This is a genomic window from Citrobacter sedlakii NBRC 105722, from assembly GCF_000759835.1.
Taxonomy (GTDB): Bacteria; Pseudomonadota; Gammaproteobacteria; order Enterobacterales; family Enterobacteriaceae; genus Citrobacter_A; species Citrobacter_A sedlakii.
The window spans coordinates 108999-125064 of record NZ_BBNB01000003.1 but is presented as its reverse complement, the minus strand read 5'-3'; the positions used below and the strand labels follow the sequence as shown (position 1 = coordinate 125064).

Sequence of the window (16066 nt, the reverse complement as noted above, 5' to 3'; positions counted from 1 at the left end):
TGATAGACTATTTCATCATTTTTTTAGCTTCCATGTATATAGAGCCGCGAGGAGTGTAACCGCAGATGGCAAAACAGAAAAAACGTGGCTTCTTTTCCTGGCTGGGCTTTGGTGAAAAAGAGCAGGAACAAGAACAAAAAACCGAAGAACAGCAGGTTGTCGAGGAACAACGACAGGCAGACACGCCTGTTGAAACGGCAGCTGACGTAGAAGCAGAATCCCCTGCGCACAGCAAAGAAGAGACAGACCACTTTGCACAAGAGGTGGTTGAGGTCACCGAACAGGTTCAGGAGAGCGAAAAGCCGCAGTTGGTTGAGCCTGAACCGCCTGCCGTGGCAGACGAGCCACAACCGGAAGTGGAACCGCTTGCGGTCGCCGCACGTGAAGAACTGCCGCTGCCGGAAGAGGTAAAGGCTGAAGAAATCTCTCCGGAAGAGTGGCAGGCGGAAGCCGAAACCGTTGAGATCGTTGACGCGGTAGAAGAAGAGGCGCAGAACGTGCCGCCGCTGAGCGATGAAGAGCGGGAAGCGCAGGCGCTGGCGGCAGAAGCCGCAGAAGAAGCGGTGCTGGTGGTGCCGGTAGCGGAAGAAGACGCGCCGGTTGAAGAGATTGCGCAGGAGCAGGAGAAACCGACCAAAGAGGGTTTCTTTGCCCGTCTTAAGCGCAGCCTTCTGAAAACAAAAGAAAACCTCGGTTCCGGATTTATCAGTCTGTTCCGCGGGAAGAAAATCGACGATGATTTGTTTGAAGAGCTGGAAGAACAATTGCTGATCGCCGACGTGGGCGTGGAAACGACGCGTAAAATCATCACCAACCTGACCGAAGGCGCCAGCCGCAAGCAACTGCGTGATGCGGAAGCGCTGTACGGTCTGTTAAAAGATGAGATGGGCGAGATTCTGGCGAAGGTCGATGAACCGCTGAACGTGGAAGGCAAAACGCCGTTTGTGATTTTGATGGTGGGCGTCAATGGCGTCGGTAAAACCACCACCATCGGCAAGCTGGCGCGTCAGTTTGAGCAGCAGGGCAAATCGGTGATGCTGGCGGCAGGCGACACGTTCCGCGCCGCAGCGGTGGAACAGCTTCAGGTCTGGGGCCAGCGTAATAATATTCCGGTGATTGCCCAGCACACTGGCGCGGACTCTGCTTCCGTCATCTTTGACGCTATTCAGGCGGCGAAGGCGCGTAACGTTGATGTGCTGATCGCCGACACCGCGGGGCGTCTGCAAAACAAATCGCATCTGATGGAAGAGTTGAAAAAAATCGTTCGCGTGATGAAGAAACTGGACGAGGACGCGCCGCATGAGGTTATGCTGACTATCGACGCCAGCACCGGGCAGAATGCGGTAAGCCAGGCCAAACTGTTCCATGAAGCCGTGGGGTTAACCGGGATCACCCTGACCAAGCTGGACGGCACGGCGAAAGGCGGGGTGATCTTCTCGGTGGCCGACCAGTTTGGCATTCCTATCCGCTATATTGGTGTGGGCGAACGTATCGAGGATTTGCGTCCGTTTAAGGCGGACGATTTTATTGAGGCACTTTTTGCCCGAGAGGATTAACAATGATTCGCTTTGAACATGTCAGCAAGGCCTATCTCGGCGGGAGACAAGCGCTGCAGGGCGTCACGTTCCACATGCAGCCGGGCGAGATGGCGTTTCTGACCGGCCACTCAGGCGCGGGGAAAAGTACCCTGCTGAAGCTGATCTGTGGGATTGAGCGGCCAAGCGCCGGGAAAATTATCTTCAGCGGACACGATATTACCCGTTTGAAGAATCGTGAAGTGCCGTTTTTGCGTCGGCAGATTGGCATGATTTTCCAGGATCACCATCTGCTGATGGACCGCACCGTTTACGACAATGTGGCGATCCCACTGATTATTGCCGGTGCCAGCGGAGACGACATTCGTCGCCGCGTGTCGGCGGCGCTGGATAAAGTCGGGCTGCTGGACAAAGCGAAAAACTTCCCTATTCAACTCTCCGGCGGTGAACAGCAGCGTGTGGGTATCGCCCGTGCGGTGGTCAATAAACCGGCGGTCCTGTTGGCGGATGAACCAACCGGTAACCTGGATGACGCGTTGTCGGAAGGGATCCTGCGTTTGTTCGAAGAATTTAACCGTGTGGGGGTCACCGTCCTGATGGCCACCCACGACATCGGGCTGATTTCCCGCCGATCTTATCGCCAACTGGTGCTAAGCGATGGACACCTGCATGGAGGCGTGGCTTATGAATAAGCGCGATGCGATGAATCATATCCGGCAGTTCGGCGGGCGTCTGGATCGTCTGCGCCGCTCTGGCGGTTCGTCAGGCGACGGTGGCCGCAATACCCCGAAGCGGGCGAAACCGTCGCCAAAACCTAACTCGCGGAAAACCAACGTTTTCAACGAGCAGGTACGCTACGCGTTCCAGGGCGCGTTACAGGATCTGAAAAGCAAACCGCTGGCGACCTTTTTAACGGTGATGGTCATTGCCATCTCTCTGACGCTGCCGAGCGTTTGCTATATGGTCTACAAGAACGTCAACCAGGCGGCGACGCAGTATTATCCGTCTCCACAGATCACTGTTTATCTGCAAAAAACGCTGGATGACGATGCGGCGGCGGGGGTGGTGGCGCAGCTTCAGGCCGAGCAGGGCGTGGACAAGGTGAATTACCTGTCGCGGGAAGACGCGCTGGGTGAGTTCCGTAACTGGTCCGGCTTTGGCGGCGCGCTGGACATGCTGGAAGAGAACCCGCTCCCGGCGGTGGCCGTGGTGGTGCCGAAGCTTGATTTCCAGGGCACCGATTCGCTTAATACCCTGCGCGATCGTATTTCGCAGATTAACGGCATCGATGAAGTACGTATGGACGACAGCTGGTTTGCCCGCCTGGCGGCGCTGACCTGTCTGGTGGGCCGCGTATCAGCCATGATCGGCGTACTGATGGTGGCAGCGGTGTTCCTGGTGATCGGCAACAGCGTACGCCTGAGCATTTTTGCCCGTCGCGATACCATTAACGTGCAAAAACTGATTGGCGCGACGGATGGATTTATTCTCCGTCCGTTCCTCTACGGCGGCGCGCTGCTCGGCTTTTCCGGCGCGTTTCTTTCACTGATTTTATCTGAAATTTTGGTGATGCGGCTGTCTTCGGCAGTGACAGAAGTGGCGCAGGTTTTTGGAACGAAGTTTGATCTCAATGGGTTATCGTTCGATGAATGCCTGTTATTGCTGCTGGTTTGCTCGATGATCGGCTGGGTGGCGGCGTGGCTTGCCACGGTTCAACATTTACGCCACTTTACTCCCGATTAATAAATTCGTGGTATAATCTTTCCCTGCAATGGATTTCCGTTCGCAGGGAAAGAGTCTCCGTTGTCCTCTTCCCCGCTTTCATCTTCATGTCACATTTTGTGCGCAATTTATACACAACGTTGCATGGAACTTGTGGATAAAATCACGGTCTGATAAAAGAGTGAATGATAATCTCGTTGCTCATTAACGCTGGCACGGTTGTTGCTGATGACTTTCAGGTAGTGCCAGACGATAAAAAATTGAGAGGATTTGAATGACCAAAGAAATGCAAAATTTAGCTTTAGCCCCTGTTGGTAACCTGGAGTCTTACATCCGGGCTGCGAACGCGTGGCCGATGTTATCGGCTGACGAAGAGCGGGCACTGGCTGAAAGGCTGCATTACCAGGGCGATCTGGAAGCAGCTAAGACGCTGATCCTGTCTCACCTGCGCTTTGTTGTTCATATTGCTCGTAACTACGCGGGCTATGGCCTGCCGCAGGCGGATTTGATTCAGGAAGGTAATATCGGCCTGATGAAAGCCGTGCGCCGTTTCAACCCGGAAGTGGGTGTGCGCCTGGTCTCCTTCGCCGTACACTGGATCAAAGCGGAGATCCACGAATACGTTCTGCGTAACTGGCGTATCGTCAAAGTCGCGACCACCAAAGCGCAGCGTAAGCTGTTCTTTAACCTGCGTAAAACCAAGCAGCGCCTGGGCTGGTTTAACCAGGATGAAGTTGAAATGGTGGCGCGCGAGCTGGGCGTGTCCAGCAAAGACGTGCGTGAGATGGAGTCCCGCATGGCGGCGCAGGACATGACCTTTGACATGTCTTCGGACGATGAATCCGACAGCCAGCCGATGGCCCCGGTCCTGTATTTGCAGGATAAAACCTCTAACTTTGCCGACGGCATTGAAGAGGATAACTGGGAAGATCAGGCGGCCAACAAGCTGACCCACGCGATGGAAGGTCTCGACGAACGTAGTCAGGACATCATTCGCGCCCGCTGGCTGGACGAAGACAACAAGTCCACCTTGCAGGAACTGGCTGACCGCTATGGCGTGTCTGCTGAACGTGTCCGCCAGCTTGAAAAGAACGCAATGAAAAAACTGCGCGCCGCGATCGAAGCATAACACCGCAAGCGCAGCTAAAAACGCCCCGACATTGGTTGGGGCGTTTTGCTTTCAGGCGTTCATCAGCAGCACCTGCGGGCAGTTGTCACGCAAACAGTCCAGCAGCGTGGTGAATGCAGGCACCATCTGTTCTTCCGTCAGACAGGCGAACCCCAACAACAGCCCCTGCTTGCGCTGGGCGGTCAGGTAATAACGCGAAAGCGGACGTACCAGAATATTTTGCGCATTGGCGCTGGCCGCGACGGCGACATCATCCACCTCATCCGGCAGGTTGAGGATCAAATGGAGCCCGGCATTATCGCTGAAATCCGACAGCGCCCGCGTCCCACAGTGATGTTCAATCAGCTCGGTGAGAAAGGCGCGACGGCGGCTGTATAACAAACGCATACGGCGGATGTGCGCCGAATAATGTCCGCCGTTGATAAACTCTGCCAGCGCCATCTGAATCAGTGAATGCCCACCGCGATACAGCTCCGCATGGGCGCTTTTCAGGGCGTGCGCCAGCGGGCGGGGCAGCACCATATAACCCAGTCGAAGCCCCGGATAGAGCGTTTTACTGAAGGTGCCGATATAAACGACTGGCGCATCCGGCACCAGACCCTGCAACGCCGGGATCGGTTGTCCAGAAAAGCGAAACTCGCTGTCATAGTCGTCTTCCACAATCCAACTGCCGTACTGCCGGGCGAGTGCCAGCAGCCGCTGACGTCGCTCAAGACTCATCACCGCGCCCAGCGGGTACTGATGAGAGGGCGTAACGAAGATCAGACGCGGTGCTTCATCGGGCCTGTCGGGCGGCGCGAGGCCGCTGGCATCAACGGGGACAGGCGTAATGCGTAGATCGTTCATCGCCAGCACATGGCGGATCCCCCAGTAGGAGGGTTCCTCCACCCACGCCAGGTCGCCGGTATCAGCCAGCATCCGCGTCACCAGGTCGATAGCCTGGTGGATCCCCTCCGTGATAAGTATTTGATCTGCCTGACAGCGCACACCCCGGGCGACGCGCAGATAATCCACCAACGCATGTTGCAGTTCCGGCGTCCCGCCATTGCAGCTGTAGCTCAGCCGTTCCGGCTTCGGTCGACGGCTGATGCGTGCCTGTAACTTACTGAAAAGTGGATGGGGAAAGGCATTGACGTCGGGAACGCCGGGAATAAATGCTCCCCATTGTCGTGGGCTGGCGCTGACGTGTTGCAGCAAAAAATGGCCGCGCTGCGAAACGGAGGATGCCTGTGCGGCCGTCTCACTGTTTTCCACCCCGGCTGCCGCCGTTAAAAAGGTATCGGGGGTGGTTTGTGCGACGAATGTCCCGCTTCCTCGTCGGGAAACCACATATCCTTCCGCCAGCAATTGTTCATAAGTTGTTAATATGGTGTTTCTGGAAATCCCAAGCTCGCCCGCGAGATCGCGCGATGCGGGCAAGCGGCTATGCGGCGGTAAAGAACCGTCGAGAATCGCCCGGCGAAGCGCGTTGTAGAGCCGTTTGTGCAGGAATTCATCCTGTTCCTGCTGGAGTCTGACCAACAGGAGATCGCCCACTAATGCCCGCAATTGGATCCCTCAGATATTCTGAATTGGTACTCGATTATAGGGCCAACACCTGTGTAAATAAACGTCATCGTTTCGAATTTGTTGCAATAAAGTGACATTCATAACAGGAGATCCGAGGGTGAAAAGTTCAGAACTGAATCAGCGTCGCCAGCAGGCGACTCCCCGTGGTGTTGGTGTGATGTGCGACTACTTTGTCGAAAAGGCCGAAAACGCCACAATTTGGGACATTGAAGGCAAAGAAGTGATCGATTTTGCCGCCGGGATCGCCGTCCTTAACACCGGCCACCGCCACCCGAAAATTGTCGCGGCGGTAGAAAAACAGCTTCAGGCGTTTACCCATACCGCCTACCAGATTGTGCCTTACGAGAGCTACGTGACGCTGGCGGAGCGCATCAACGCCATTGCGCCGATCGACGGTCCGGCGAAAACCGCGTTTTTCACCACCGGCGCCGAAGCGGTTGAAAACGCGGTCAAAATTGCCCGCGCCCATACCGGTCGTCCGGGGTTGATCACCTTCGGCGGCGGGTTTCACGGACGTACCTTCATGACCATGGCGCTGACCGGCAAAGTGGCGCCTTACAAAATAGGTTTTGGGCCTTTCCCCGGTTCGGTCTATCACGCTGTGTACCCGAACGCGGCTCACGGCGTGACCGTCGAGGACGCGATCAAAAGCCTGGAGCGCCTCTTTAAGGCCGATATCGCCGCGGATCAGGTCGCTGCCATTGTTATTGAGCCGATTCAGGGCGAGGGCGGTTTTAACGTCGCGCCTGCGGCGTTTATGCAGGCGTTGCGTAAAATTTGCGATACCCACGGCATTCTGCTGATTGCGGATGAAGTGCAGACCGGCTTTGCCCGTACCGGCAAGGTCTTTGCGATGCAGCACTATGACGTGAAGCCCGACCTGATGACGATGGCGAAAAGCCTGGCGGGCGGCTTCCCGCTCTCTGGCGTTGTGGGGCGTGCTGAGGTAATGGATGCGCCCGCTCCCGGTGGGCTGGGCGGTACCTACGCCGGTAATCCGCTGGCGGTTGCCGCCGCGCACGCGGTGCTGGACATCATTGAAGAAGAGCAATTGTGCCAGCGGGCGAGCCAGCTGGGCGAGCATCTGAAAGAAGTGCTGAATCAGGCGCGCGAGCACTGCCCGGCGATTGTTGACGTTCGGGGACTCGGTTCGATGGTAGCGGTGGAATTTAACGATCCGCAAACCGGCGAACCGTCTGCCGAATTTACCCGCGAGGTCCAGCGCAAAGCGCAGGAAAACGGCCTGCTGCTGTTGAGTTGTGGCGTATATGGCAACGTCATACGTTTTCTTTATCCCTTAACGATCCCGGATGCGCAGTTCTCTAAAGCGCTGGATATTCTGACCCGCGCGCTACGGGGCTGACGCACCCGGACCGGCAGGCAGCGGCAGGGAAGCCTCTACGACAACTGAGTTGTTCCCGTTCAGCGTGAGTGGTTAATCACCCTGATATCACCTTTTTTCCGGCGGCGCTCGTCGCCGGAGTAAAACGGAAAATATTATGTCTGAAAACTCCACCTTTTCTCCGGCGCTGACGCGTCGGGAGCGTACCGCTGTACCCGCTAAATCGTTGAGCTTTGTTGAGGGCGTGTCGATGATCGTCGGCACCAACATCGGCGCAGGGGTATTATCCATCGCTTACGCCTCCAGCAAAGCGGGTTTCCTGCCGCTGTTGTTCTGGCTGGTGCTGGTTGGCAGCCTGACCACCATCACCATGTTGTACGTTGCAGAATCCACCCTTCGCACCCGCAAGCATCTACAGCTCAGCGGTTTGTCGCACCGTTACGTCGGACGGTTTGGGGCGCTGATGATGTTTATGTCCGTCTGCGTCAACAGCGTCGGCGCGCTCATTGCCTACATGACCGGTAGCGGCAAACTGTTGCACTCGTTATTGGGGATTTCGCCCGCGCTCGGCAGCGCGCTGTTTTTTATTCCGGCGGCCGGCGTGCTTTATCTTGGCCTGAAGGCAATTGGTCGCGGGGAGAAATTTATCAGCATCGGGATGGTCGTCATGATCGCTGTGCTGATCGTCGCCACGATGCTGAAAGAGACTACTCAGGTACGCTATCTGCTGGACGGCAACTGGCTGTACATGGTGCCGGTGTTTAACGTGGTAGCGTTTTGCTTCTCCGCGCAGTACATCGTGCCGGAAATGGCGCGCGGCTTTGTCGATAAGCCGGAAAAACTGCCAAAAGCGATTATGGTCGGAATGGCGATTACTTTCAGCCTGCTGGCGCTGGTGCCGATGTCGGTCATCATGTTAAACGGCCTCGATAACATTACCGATGTGGCGACCATCTCATGGGGACGCGCGTTGGGAGAGTGGGCTTTCTTCTCGGCGAACCTGTTTGCGCTGTGCGCCATGTTGACTTCGTACTGGGGGCTGGGCGGCAGCTTTCTGACCAATATTTTCGATCAGTTTCGCCTGGGCGATGATGCGCAGCCGTTGAAGCGCTTTCTGGTGCTGGTGGTGGTGGCCGTGCCGCCGTTTATCCTTGCCTACAGCGGTATGGTGTCGTTTGTAAATGCGCTCTATTTCGCCGGGGTGTTCAGCGGCGTGATTCTGTCGATTATGCCCATTCTCATGTTGAAAGGCGCGCGTCAGCGCGGCGATGTAACGCCTGGCTGGACCTGCCCGGCATGGATTACTCATCCTGTTATTCAGGGATTCATCGTATTGCTTTACCTGTGCAGCGCCGTGTATGCCATTGCTTCTGCGCTGGGTTACCTTCCGGCTGGCTGGTAATCCGGTATTTTACTCCCCCGCGTCTTCCGGAAGGACGCGGTTTTTTTTGTCACTCATTTGTTACATTCGCCGCAATTTAGTCTTTTCAAACGCCAGTAAATAACGGTATGTTTAGCATAGTGTGCTGCAAAAGCGCGAAAGGCAGCCCTTGAGATAGCTATCATATGCTTTTCTTATTTCATATAACAGAATAATGCGCTGATAAACAACATCATAACAAATGCAAAAACCACAATAATGGGGAGCTTCAGGATGAATATGAAGGGTAAAACGTTACTGGCAGGATGTATTGCCTTAATGATGAGCAGCCCGGCGCTGGCGGAAGATATCAAAGTCGCCGTTGTCGGCGCGATGTCTGGTCCGGTCGCGCAGTACGGCGACCAGGAATTTACCGGTGCGGAGCAGGCCATCGCCGATATCAATGCCAAGGGCGGCATCAAGGGAAATAAGCTGGTTGCGGTAAAGTATGACGACGCCTGTGACCCGAAACAGGCTGTCGCGGTGGCGAACAAGGTTATCAATGACGGCATTAAATATGTCATCGGTCACCTGTGCTCCTCATCGACTCAACCCGCGTCTGATATCTACGAAGATGAAGGCATCCTGATGATCACCCCGGCTGCCACCGCGCCGGAGCTGACCGCGCGTGGCTATCAGTTGGTGCTGCGCACCACCGGTCTGGATTCCGATCAGGGACCGACCGCCGCGAAATACATTCTGGAAAAAGTGAAGCCGCAGCGCATCGCCATCGTCCACGACAAACAGCAGTACGGTGAAGGGCTGGCGCGCGCGGTGCAGGATGGCCTGAAAAAAGGCAATGCGAACGTGGTGTTCTTTGACGGCATTACCGCCGGAGAGAAAGACTTCTCCACGCTGGTGGCGCGTCTGAAGAAAGAGAATATCGATTTTGTGTATTACGGGGGCTATCACCCGGAAATGGGGCAGATCCTACGCCAGGCGCGTGCCGCCGGTCTGAAAACCCAGTTTATGGGGCCGGAAGGGGTGGCGAACGTCTCGCTGTCTAACATCGCCGGTGAGTCTGCGGAAGGTCTGCTGGTGACCAAGCCGAAGAACTACGATCAGGTTCCGGCGAACAAACCCATCGTGGACGCGATCAAAGCGAAGAAACAGGATCCAAGCGGCGCGTTTGTGTGGACCACCTACGCCGCGTTGCAATCTCTGCAGGCGGGCCTGAACCAGTCCGATGATCCGACGGAAATCGCGAAATACCTGAAAGGGAATACCGTCGAAACCGTTATGGGGCCGCTGTCATGGGATGAGAAGGGCGATCTGAAGGGCTTCGAGTTCGGGGTCTTTAACTGGCACGCTAACGGTACGGCGACCGACGCCAAATAATTTTCCCGTCGTTTTTCTACAGTATGGAACGTCCGGGAAAACGCCGAAAAGCTCAATGCCGGATGACGCTTACGCTTAACCGGCCTTTGTGAACAGCGATATGCAGGCCGGGTATGGCGACGCCACCCGGCTTTTTAACGTTTCTCCCAGCCATCCTGCTGCGCGGTAAAACCCGACGCCTGCATAAACGCCGCCATCACGCCGCGGTCTTCCACGCCGACGTCCGCCATCCACCAGGAGGAGACGTTAGGGTTATCGCGTATGACTTCTTCCACAAGATACTGCCCTACGCCGCGACGACGGGTGATCTCACGCACCCGCAGGGAATCCAGCGCGCCCTGCGCTCCGCTTAGCGTCACGCGTACCGCGCCCAGCAGACGCTCATTGAAACGCGCGGCATAAATCCGGTGCGTTTCATCTACGCTTAACGAGGCGGCGGAATATTCCGGCCAGATTTTGCCCAGATCTATCAGATCCTGATCGCTAAAGTGTTCTAATCGAACGATGGTCAGCTTCATCGACAGCATGTCCAAATCACAAAAGAGAGCGTCAGTGTACCGAAAATTTTTAGCGGGATGCTTTCACTTTTTTAATTCATTTGGCAGGTGATTAGTTTTTTGTCAGTCGCAACCTTAGCGCGAAACGTCAGAGAATGAAAAACAGGCAGGATATTCCCCTGGAAGGTAGTGATTTATTCGGCTCTTTGTCCCGTTATTTTATGCTGACAAACGCGCTTTTTTTTGTTTATCTATGGTGAAAAGCAGAATATTATCTGTTCTTAATAGACTGAAAAATAGGGGTTTTACTCTATTTTTGTCAAAAACACTGCGCTAAACCATTAATCAGACTGGTAAAAAACAGTGTAGTACAAAAAAAACACAGTCTTCTTTTTACGCATACAAATAAAAAATAAGTACACTTCGTCACGAATGGGGATTCAGTATGAAACGGAATGCGAAAACAGTTATCGCAGGCGTCATTGCATTAGCGATGTCGCAGGCGGCAATGGCAGATGAGATCAAGGTTGCCGTTGTGGGCGCGATGTCCGGGCCGGTCGCCCAGTGGGGCGATATGGAATTTAACGGCGCGCGTCAGGCCATTAAAGACATCAACGCCAAAGGCGGTATCAAGGGCGACAAACTGGTGGGCGTAGAGTACGACGACGCCTGCGATCCGAAACAGGCCGTTGCGGTCGCCAACAAAATTGTCAATGACGGCATTCAGTACGTGATTGGCCATCTGTGTTCTTCTTCTACCCAACCTGCATCGGATATTTACGAGGATGAAGGCATCCTGATGATCTCCCCGGGGGCGACGAATCCGGAGCTGACCCAGCGCGGTTATGCGCACATCATGCGTACCGCCGGGCTGGACTCCTCTCAAGGGCCGACCGCGGCAAAATACATTCTGGAGAAGGTGAAGCCGCAGCGCATCGCCATCATTCACGACAAACAGCAGTACGGTGAAGGGCTGGCGCGCTCCGTACAGGACGGCCTGAAAGCGGCGAACGCCAATATTGTCTTCTTCGACGGTATTACCGCCGGTGAAAAAGATTTCTCCGCGCTGCTTGCCCGTCTGCAAAAAGAGAACATCGACTTTGTTTATTACGGCGGGTACTACCCGGAAATGGGACAAATGCTGCGACAGGCGCGTTCGGTTGGCCTGAAAACCCAGTTTATGGGGCCGGAAGGAGTCGGTAATGCGTCGCTGTCGAACATCGCCGGTGATGCCGCAGAAGGCATGCTGGTGACGATGCCGAAACGTTATGACCAGGATCCAGCCAACAAAGCGATTGTCGATGCGTTGAAAGCAGACAAAAAAGATCCAAGCGGTCCTTATGTGTGGATCACCTATGCGGCGGTGCAGTCGCTGGCAACCGCAATGGACCGTTCCGGCAGCAAAGCGCCGCTGGATCTGGTGAAAGATTTAAAAGCGAACGGTGCTGACACCGTGATTGGGCCGCTGAAATGGGATGAAAAAGGCGATCTGAAGGGATTTGAATTTGGTGTCTTTCAGTGGCACGCCGACGGTTCGTCTACCGTCGCGAAGTAATTCCTGAAGACAAGTTATCCCACCGCCCGCGCAAAACGGGCGGGTTGAGAAAGGTTACCTTATGTCCGAGCAGTTCCTCTATTTTCTGCAGCAGATGTTTAACGGCGTCACGCTGGGAAGTACCTACGCGCTGATCGCTATTGGTTACACCATGGTGTACGGCATTATTGGCATGATCAACTTCGCCCACGGCGAGGTTTACATGATCGGCAGCTATGTCTCATTCATGATCATCGCCGCGCTAATGATGATGGGTATCGATACCAGTTGGCTGCTGGTGGCGGCCGGGTTTGTCGGGGCGATCGTCATCGCCAGCGCCTACGGCTGGAGTATTGAGCGGGTGGCCTACCGGCCGGTGCGCAACTCCAAGCGCCTGATTGCGCTGATTTCCGCGATTGGGATGTCCATCTTTCTGCAAAACTACGTCAGCCTGACCCAGGGCTCGCGCGATGTCGCGCTGCCAAGCCTGTTTAACGGCCAGTGGATTGTGGGGGCCAGCGAACACTTTTCGGCCAGCATTACCACCATGCAACTGGTGATCTGGATCGTCACCTTCCTCGCCATGCTGGCATTGACCCTTTTCATCCGTTATTCCCGCATGGGACGTGCCTGCCGCGCCTGCGCCGAAGATCTGAAAATGGCCAGCCTGCTGGGGATCAACACCGACCGCGTGATTGCGCTGACCTTCGTGATCGGCGCGGCGATGGCGGCGGTGGCGGGTGTTCTGCTCGGTCAGTTCTACGGGGTGATCAACCCCTACATCGGTTTTATGGCCGGGATGAAAGCCTTCACCGCCGCAGTGCTTGGCGGGATCGGCAGTATTCCGGGGGCGATGATTGGCGGCCTGATTCTCGGCGTCGCCGAAGCGCTTTCTTCTGCTTATCTCAGTACGGAATATAAAGACGTGGTGTCGTTCGCGCTGCTGATTCTGGTGCTGCTGGTGATGCCGACCGGTATTCTGGGTCGTCCGGAGGTAGAGAAAGTATGAAACCGATGCATTTTGCAATGGCGCTGCTCTCTGCCGCCATGTTCTTTGTGCTGGCTGGCGTCTTTATGGGCGTTCAGCTGGAGCTTGACGGCACGAAGCTGGTGGTGGATACCGCTGCCGACATCCGCTGGCAGTGGGTGTTTATTGGCACCGCAGTGGTTTTTTTCTTCCAGCTTCTGCGTCCGGCGTTCCAGAAAGGGCTGAAAAGCGTTTCCGGGCCTAAGTTCATTCTGCCGGCCATTGATGGCTCAACGGTTAAACAGAAGCTGTTTCTGATTGCGCTGTTGGTGGTGGCCGTCGCGTGGCCGTTTATGGTGTCGCGCGGTACGGTGGATATCGCCACCCTGACGATGATTTACATCATCCTCGGTCTGGGACTGAACGTGGTGGTGGGACTGTCCGGGCTGTTGGTGCTGGGCTACGGCGGTTTCTACGCAATTGGCGCTTACACCTTTGCGTTGCTGAACCACTATTACGGCCTCGGTTTCTGGACCTGCCTGCCGCTGGCGGGGCTGGTGGCCGCTGCCGCCGGCTTCCTGCTCGGCTTTCCGGTGCTGCGCCTGCGCGGCGACTATCTGGCGATTGTGACCTTAGGGTTTGGCGAAATCGTCCGCATCCTGTTACTCAATAATACCGAAGTGACCGGCGGGCCGAACGGCATCAGCCAGATCCCGAAACCGACGCTGTTTGGTCTCGAGTTCAGCCGTAGCGCCCGTGAAGGCGGCTGGGATACCTTCAGCAATTTCTTCGGTGTGAAGTATGACCCGTCCGATCGCGTTATCTTCCTGTATCTGGTGGCGTTACTGCTGGTGGTGCTGAGCCTGTTTGTTATCAATCGTCTGCTGCGTATGCCGCTGGGTCGCGCGTGGGAAGCTTTGCGTGAAGATGAGATCGCCTGCCGCTCGCTGGGTCTGAGCCCGACGCGTATCAAACTGACCGCATTTACCATCAGCGCCGCGTTCGCCGGTTTCGCCGGGACGCTTTTCGCCGCGCGCCAGGGCTTTGTCAGCCCGGAATCATTCACTTTTGCCGAATCGGCATTTGTGCTGGCAATTGTGGTATTGGGGGGGATGGGCTCGCAGTTTGCGGTGATCCTTGCGGCGGTATTGCTGGTGGTTTCGCGCGAGCTGATGCGTGATTTCAATGAATACAGCATGTTGATGCTGGGTGGTTTGATGGTGCTGATGATGATCTGGCGTCCGCAGGGCTTGCTGCCGATGACCCGTCCACAGTTGAAGCTGAAAAACGGGGAAGCGAAAGGAGAGCAGGCATGAGTCAGCCATTATTATCGGTTAACGGCCTGATGATGCGTTTCGGTGGTCTCTTGGCGGTCAACAACGTTGATCTGGAACTGCATCCCCAGGAGATTGTTTCGCTGATTGGGCCGAACGGCGCCGGGAAAACCACGGTTTTTAACTGCCTGACCGGGTTTTACAAACCGACCGGCGGTACGATCATGCTGCGCGATCAGCACCTTGAAGGGCTGCCGGGCCAGCAGATTGCCCGTATGGGCGTAGTTCGCACTTTCCAGCACGTACGTCTGTTTCGTGAAATGACGGTGATCGAGAATCTGCTGGTGGCGCAGCACCAACAGCTGAAAACCGGCGTGTTTTCCGGTCTGCTGAAGACACCCTCGTTTCGCCGGGCCCAGAGTGAAGCGCTGGACCGCGCCGCCACCTGGCTTGAGCGTATCGGTCTGTTAGAGCACGCCAACCGACAGGCCAGCAACCTGGCTTACGGCGATCAGCGTCGTCTGGAAATCGCGCGTTGCATGGTGACCCAACCGGACATTCTGATGCTCGACGAACCGGCTGCGGGGTTGAACCCGAAAGAGACGAAAGAGCTGGACGAACTGATCGCTGAGCTGCGCAATCATCACAACACCACCATCTTGCTGATTGAGCACGATATGAAGTTGGTGATGGGGATTTCTGACCGGATTTACGTGGTGAATCAGGGCACGCCGCTGGCGAACGGGACGCCGGAGCAGATTCGTAATAACCCGGACGTGATCCGCGCATACCTTGGTGAGGCCTAAGATGGAAAAAGTCATGTTGTCCTTTGACAAAGTCAGTGCCCACTACGGAAAAATCCAGGCGCTGCATGAGGTGAGCTTGCATATCAATCAGGGGGAGATCGTGACTCTGATTGGCGCTAACGGCGCAGGGAAAACCACGCTGCTCGGTACGCTGTGCGGCGACCCGCGCGCAACCAGCGGTCGGATTGTCTTTGATGACAAAGACATTACCGACTGGCAAACCGCCAAAATCATGCGTGAAGCGGTGGCGATTGTCCCGGAAGGGCGCCGCGTTTTTTCCCGTATGACGGTAGAAGAGAACCTGGCGATGGGCGGTTTTTTTGCCGAGCGCGACCAATTCCAGGAGCGCATCAAATGGGTCTATGAACTGTTTCCGCGTCTGCACGAACGCCGTATTCAGCGAGCGGGTACCATGTCTGGCGGCGAGCAGCAAATGCTGGCGATTGGCCGCGCGTTGATGAGCCAGCCGCGCCTGCTGCTGCTGGACGAACCGTCGCTGGGACTTGCGCCTATTATCATCCAGCAGATTTTCGACACCATTGAGCAACTGCGCGAGCAGGGAATGACCATCTTCCTCGTCGAGCAGAACGCCAACCAGGCGCTAAAGCTCGCTGACCGTGGATACGTGTTGGAAAACGGTCACGTCGTGCTCTCCGATACGGGCGACGCCCTGTTGGCGAATGAGGCGGTGCGCAGCGCTTACCTCGGCGGGTAACCGCCTGTCGTGCCCGTATGCGTGCAGCATCCGGGCTGACAACACCGTGCTCCCCAGGCCGGGTAAGGCGAAGCCGCCCCCGGTTTTTATTCATAACACTTTTCATATTTCCATCATCCCGTTGACGCCTGGCTGTCATCTTTTTGTAAATAAACGGTTATTTTTCTGTCATTCGCGCATGGCATGTTAACTCGCGAACAAAAAACGCGTGATATCGC

General features: G+C 55.8%; 14 protein-coding genes. 12 read left to right on the top strand and 2 right to left on the bottom strand.

Annotated features, from left to right (window positions below):
* The first annotated feature begins 65 nt into the window (after nt 1-65).
* From ftsY to rpoH, 4 genes are all read left to right on the top strand, one after another.
* Nucleotides 66-1556, top strand: coding sequence for a signal recognition particle-docking protein FtsY (ftsY, locus tag CSE01S_RS08020; protein WP_042286532.1), 1491 nt, complete (start codon nt 66-68; stop codon nt 1554-1556).
* A 2-nt stretch (nt 1557-1558) separates the two neighbouring features.
* On the top strand, nt 1559-2227 hold the full coding sequence (ftsE, locus tag CSE01S_RS08015; RefSeq protein ID WP_012908291.1) for a cell division ATP-binding protein FtsE: 669 nt from the start codon (nt 1559-1561) through the stop codon (nt 2225-2227).
* A complete protein-coding gene (gene ftsX, locus CSE01S_RS08010; protein ID WP_042286529.1) occupies nt 2220-3278 on the top strand; it encodes a permease-like cell division protein FtsX in 1059 nt (352 codons plus the stop codon). The genes ftsE and ftsX overlap by 8 nt, the downstream gene beginning before the upstream one ends.
* Nucleotides 3279-3531: 253 nt before the next feature.
* Nucleotides 3532-4386, top strand: a complete 855-nt coding sequence (rpoH, locus tag CSE01S_RS08005; RefSeq protein ID WP_042286526.1) for an RNA polymerase sigma factor RpoH — start codon at nt 3532-3534, stop codon at nt 4384-4386.
* Between the two features lie 51 nt (nt 4387-4437).
* Here rpoH and pdxR read toward each other — a convergent pair whose 3' ends face one another.
* Complete coding sequence (pdxR, locus tag CSE01S_RS08000) at nt 4438-5934, bottom strand: MocR-like pyridoxine biosynthesis transcription factor PdxR (protein ID WP_042286524.1); 1497 nt, start codon at nt 5932-5934, stop codon at nt 4438-4440.
* A gap of 118 nt (nt 5935-6052) precedes the next feature.
* Here pdxR and CSE01S_RS07995 point away from each other — a divergent pair, with 118 nt between their 5' ends.
* From CSE01S_RS07995 to livJ, 3 genes are all read left to right on the top strand, one after another.
* Nucleotides 6053-7318, top strand: a complete 1266-nt coding sequence (locus CSE01S_RS07995) for a 4-aminobutyrate--2-oxoglutarate transaminase (protein ID WP_042286522.1) — start codon at nt 6053-6055, stop codon at nt 7316-7318.
* Between the two features lie 136 nt (nt 7319-7454).
* Nucleotides 7455-8699, top strand: coding sequence for an aromatic amino acid transport family protein (locus tag CSE01S_RS07990; RefSeq protein ID WP_042286519.1), 1245 nt, complete (start codon nt 7455-7457; stop codon nt 8697-8699).
* Nucleotides 8700-8951: 252 nt separating this feature from the next.
* On the top strand, nt 8952-10055 hold the full coding sequence (gene livJ / locus CSE01S_RS07985) for a branched chain amino acid ABC transporter substrate-binding protein LivJ (protein WP_148365383.1): 1104 nt from the start codon (nt 8952-8954) through the stop codon (nt 10053-10055).
* Between the two features lie 134 nt (nt 10056-10189).
* On the opposite strand, the gene panM is transcribed toward livJ, so the two are convergent.
* Nucleotides 10190-10573, bottom strand: coding sequence for an aspartate 1-decarboxylase autocleavage activator PanM (gene panM / locus CSE01S_RS07980; protein ID WP_042286942.1), 384 nt, complete (start codon nt 10571-10573; stop codon nt 10190-10192).
* A gap of 424 nt (nt 10574-10997) precedes the next feature.
* Between panM and livK the strand changes: the two genes are divergently transcribed.
* The 5 genes from livK to livF all read left to right on the top strand — a co-directional run bounded on the left by livK (nt 10998) and on the right by livF (nt 15848).
* Complete coding sequence (gene livK / locus CSE01S_RS07975) at nt 10998-12107, top strand: high-affinity branched-chain amino acid ABC transporter substrate-binding protein LivK (RefSeq protein WP_042286514.1); 1110 nt, start codon at nt 10998-11000, stop codon at nt 12105-12107.
* A gap of 61 nt (nt 12108-12168) precedes the next feature.
* A complete protein-coding gene (gene livH / locus CSE01S_RS07970; protein ID WP_042286511.1) occupies nt 12169-13095 on the top strand; it encodes a high-affinity branched-chain amino acid ABC transporter permease LivH in 927 nt (308 codons plus the stop codon).
* Nucleotides 13092-14369 (top strand): branched chain amino acid ABC transporter permease LivM, encoded by a 1278-nt coding sequence (gene livM / locus CSE01S_RS07965; RefSeq protein ID WP_042286508.1) that lies wholly within the window; start codon nt 13092-13094, stop codon nt 14367-14369. Before livH ends, livM begins: the two co-directional genes overlap by 4 nt.
* Complete coding sequence (livG, locus tag CSE01S_RS07960; RefSeq protein WP_042286506.1) at nt 14366-15133, top strand: high-affinity branched-chain amino acid ABC transporter ATP-binding protein LivG; 768 nt, start codon at nt 14366-14368, stop codon at nt 15131-15133. Before livM ends, livG begins: the two co-directional genes overlap by 4 nt.
* Nucleotide 15134: 1 nt before the next feature.
* On the top strand, nt 15135-15848 hold the full coding sequence (gene livF, locus CSE01S_RS07955; protein WP_042286504.1) for a high-affinity branched-chain amino acid ABC transporter ATP-binding protein LivF: 714 nt from the start codon (nt 15135-15137) through the stop codon (nt 15846-15848).
* The last annotated feature ends 218 nt before the right edge of the window (nt 15849-16066 follow it).

Bases quoted from the DNA above. Each gene is read 5' to 3' on its own strand.
- ftsY (WP_042286532.1), top strand. From the start codon at position 66: ATGGCAAAACAGAAAAAACGTGGCTTCTTTTCCTGGCTGGGCTTTGGT.
- ftsE (WP_012908291.1), top strand. From the start codon at position 1,559: ATGATTCGCTTTGAACATGTCAGCAAGGCCTATCTCGGCGGGAGACAA.
- ftsX (WP_042286529.1), top strand. From the start codon at position 2,220: ATGAATAAGCGCGATGCGATGAATCATATCCGGCAGTTCGGCGGGCGT.
- rpoH (WP_042286526.1), top strand. From the start codon at position 3,532: ATGACCAAAGAAATGCAAAATTTAGCTTTAGCCCCTGTTGGTAACCTG.
- CSE01S_RS07990 (WP_042286519.1), top strand. From the start codon at position 7,455: ATGTCTGAAAACTCCACCTTTTCTCCGGCGCTGACGCGTCGGGAGCGT.
- livJ (WP_148365383.1), top strand. From the start codon at position 8,952: ATGAATATGAAGGGTAAAACGTTACTGGCAGGATGTATTGCCTTAATG.
- panM (WP_042286942.1), bottom strand. From the start codon at position 10,573: ATGAAGCTGACCATCGTTCGATTAGAACACTTTAGCGATCAGGATCTG.
- livK (WP_042286514.1), top strand. From the start codon at position 10,998: ATGAAACGGAATGCGAAAACAGTTATCGCAGGCGTCATTGCATTAGCG.
- livH (WP_042286511.1), top strand. From the start codon at position 12,169: ATGTCCGAGCAGTTCCTCTATTTTCTGCAGCAGATGTTTAACGGCGTC.
- livM (WP_042286508.1), top strand. From the start codon at position 13,092: ATGAAACCGATGCATTTTGCAATGGCGCTGCTCTCTGCCGCCATGTTC.
- livG (WP_042286506.1), top strand. From the start codon at position 14,366: ATGAGTCAGCCATTATTATCGGTTAACGGCCTGATGATGCGTTTCGGT.
- livF (WP_042286504.1), top strand. From the start codon at position 15,135: ATGGAAAAAGTCATGTTGTCCTTTGACAAAGTCAGTGCCCACTACGGA.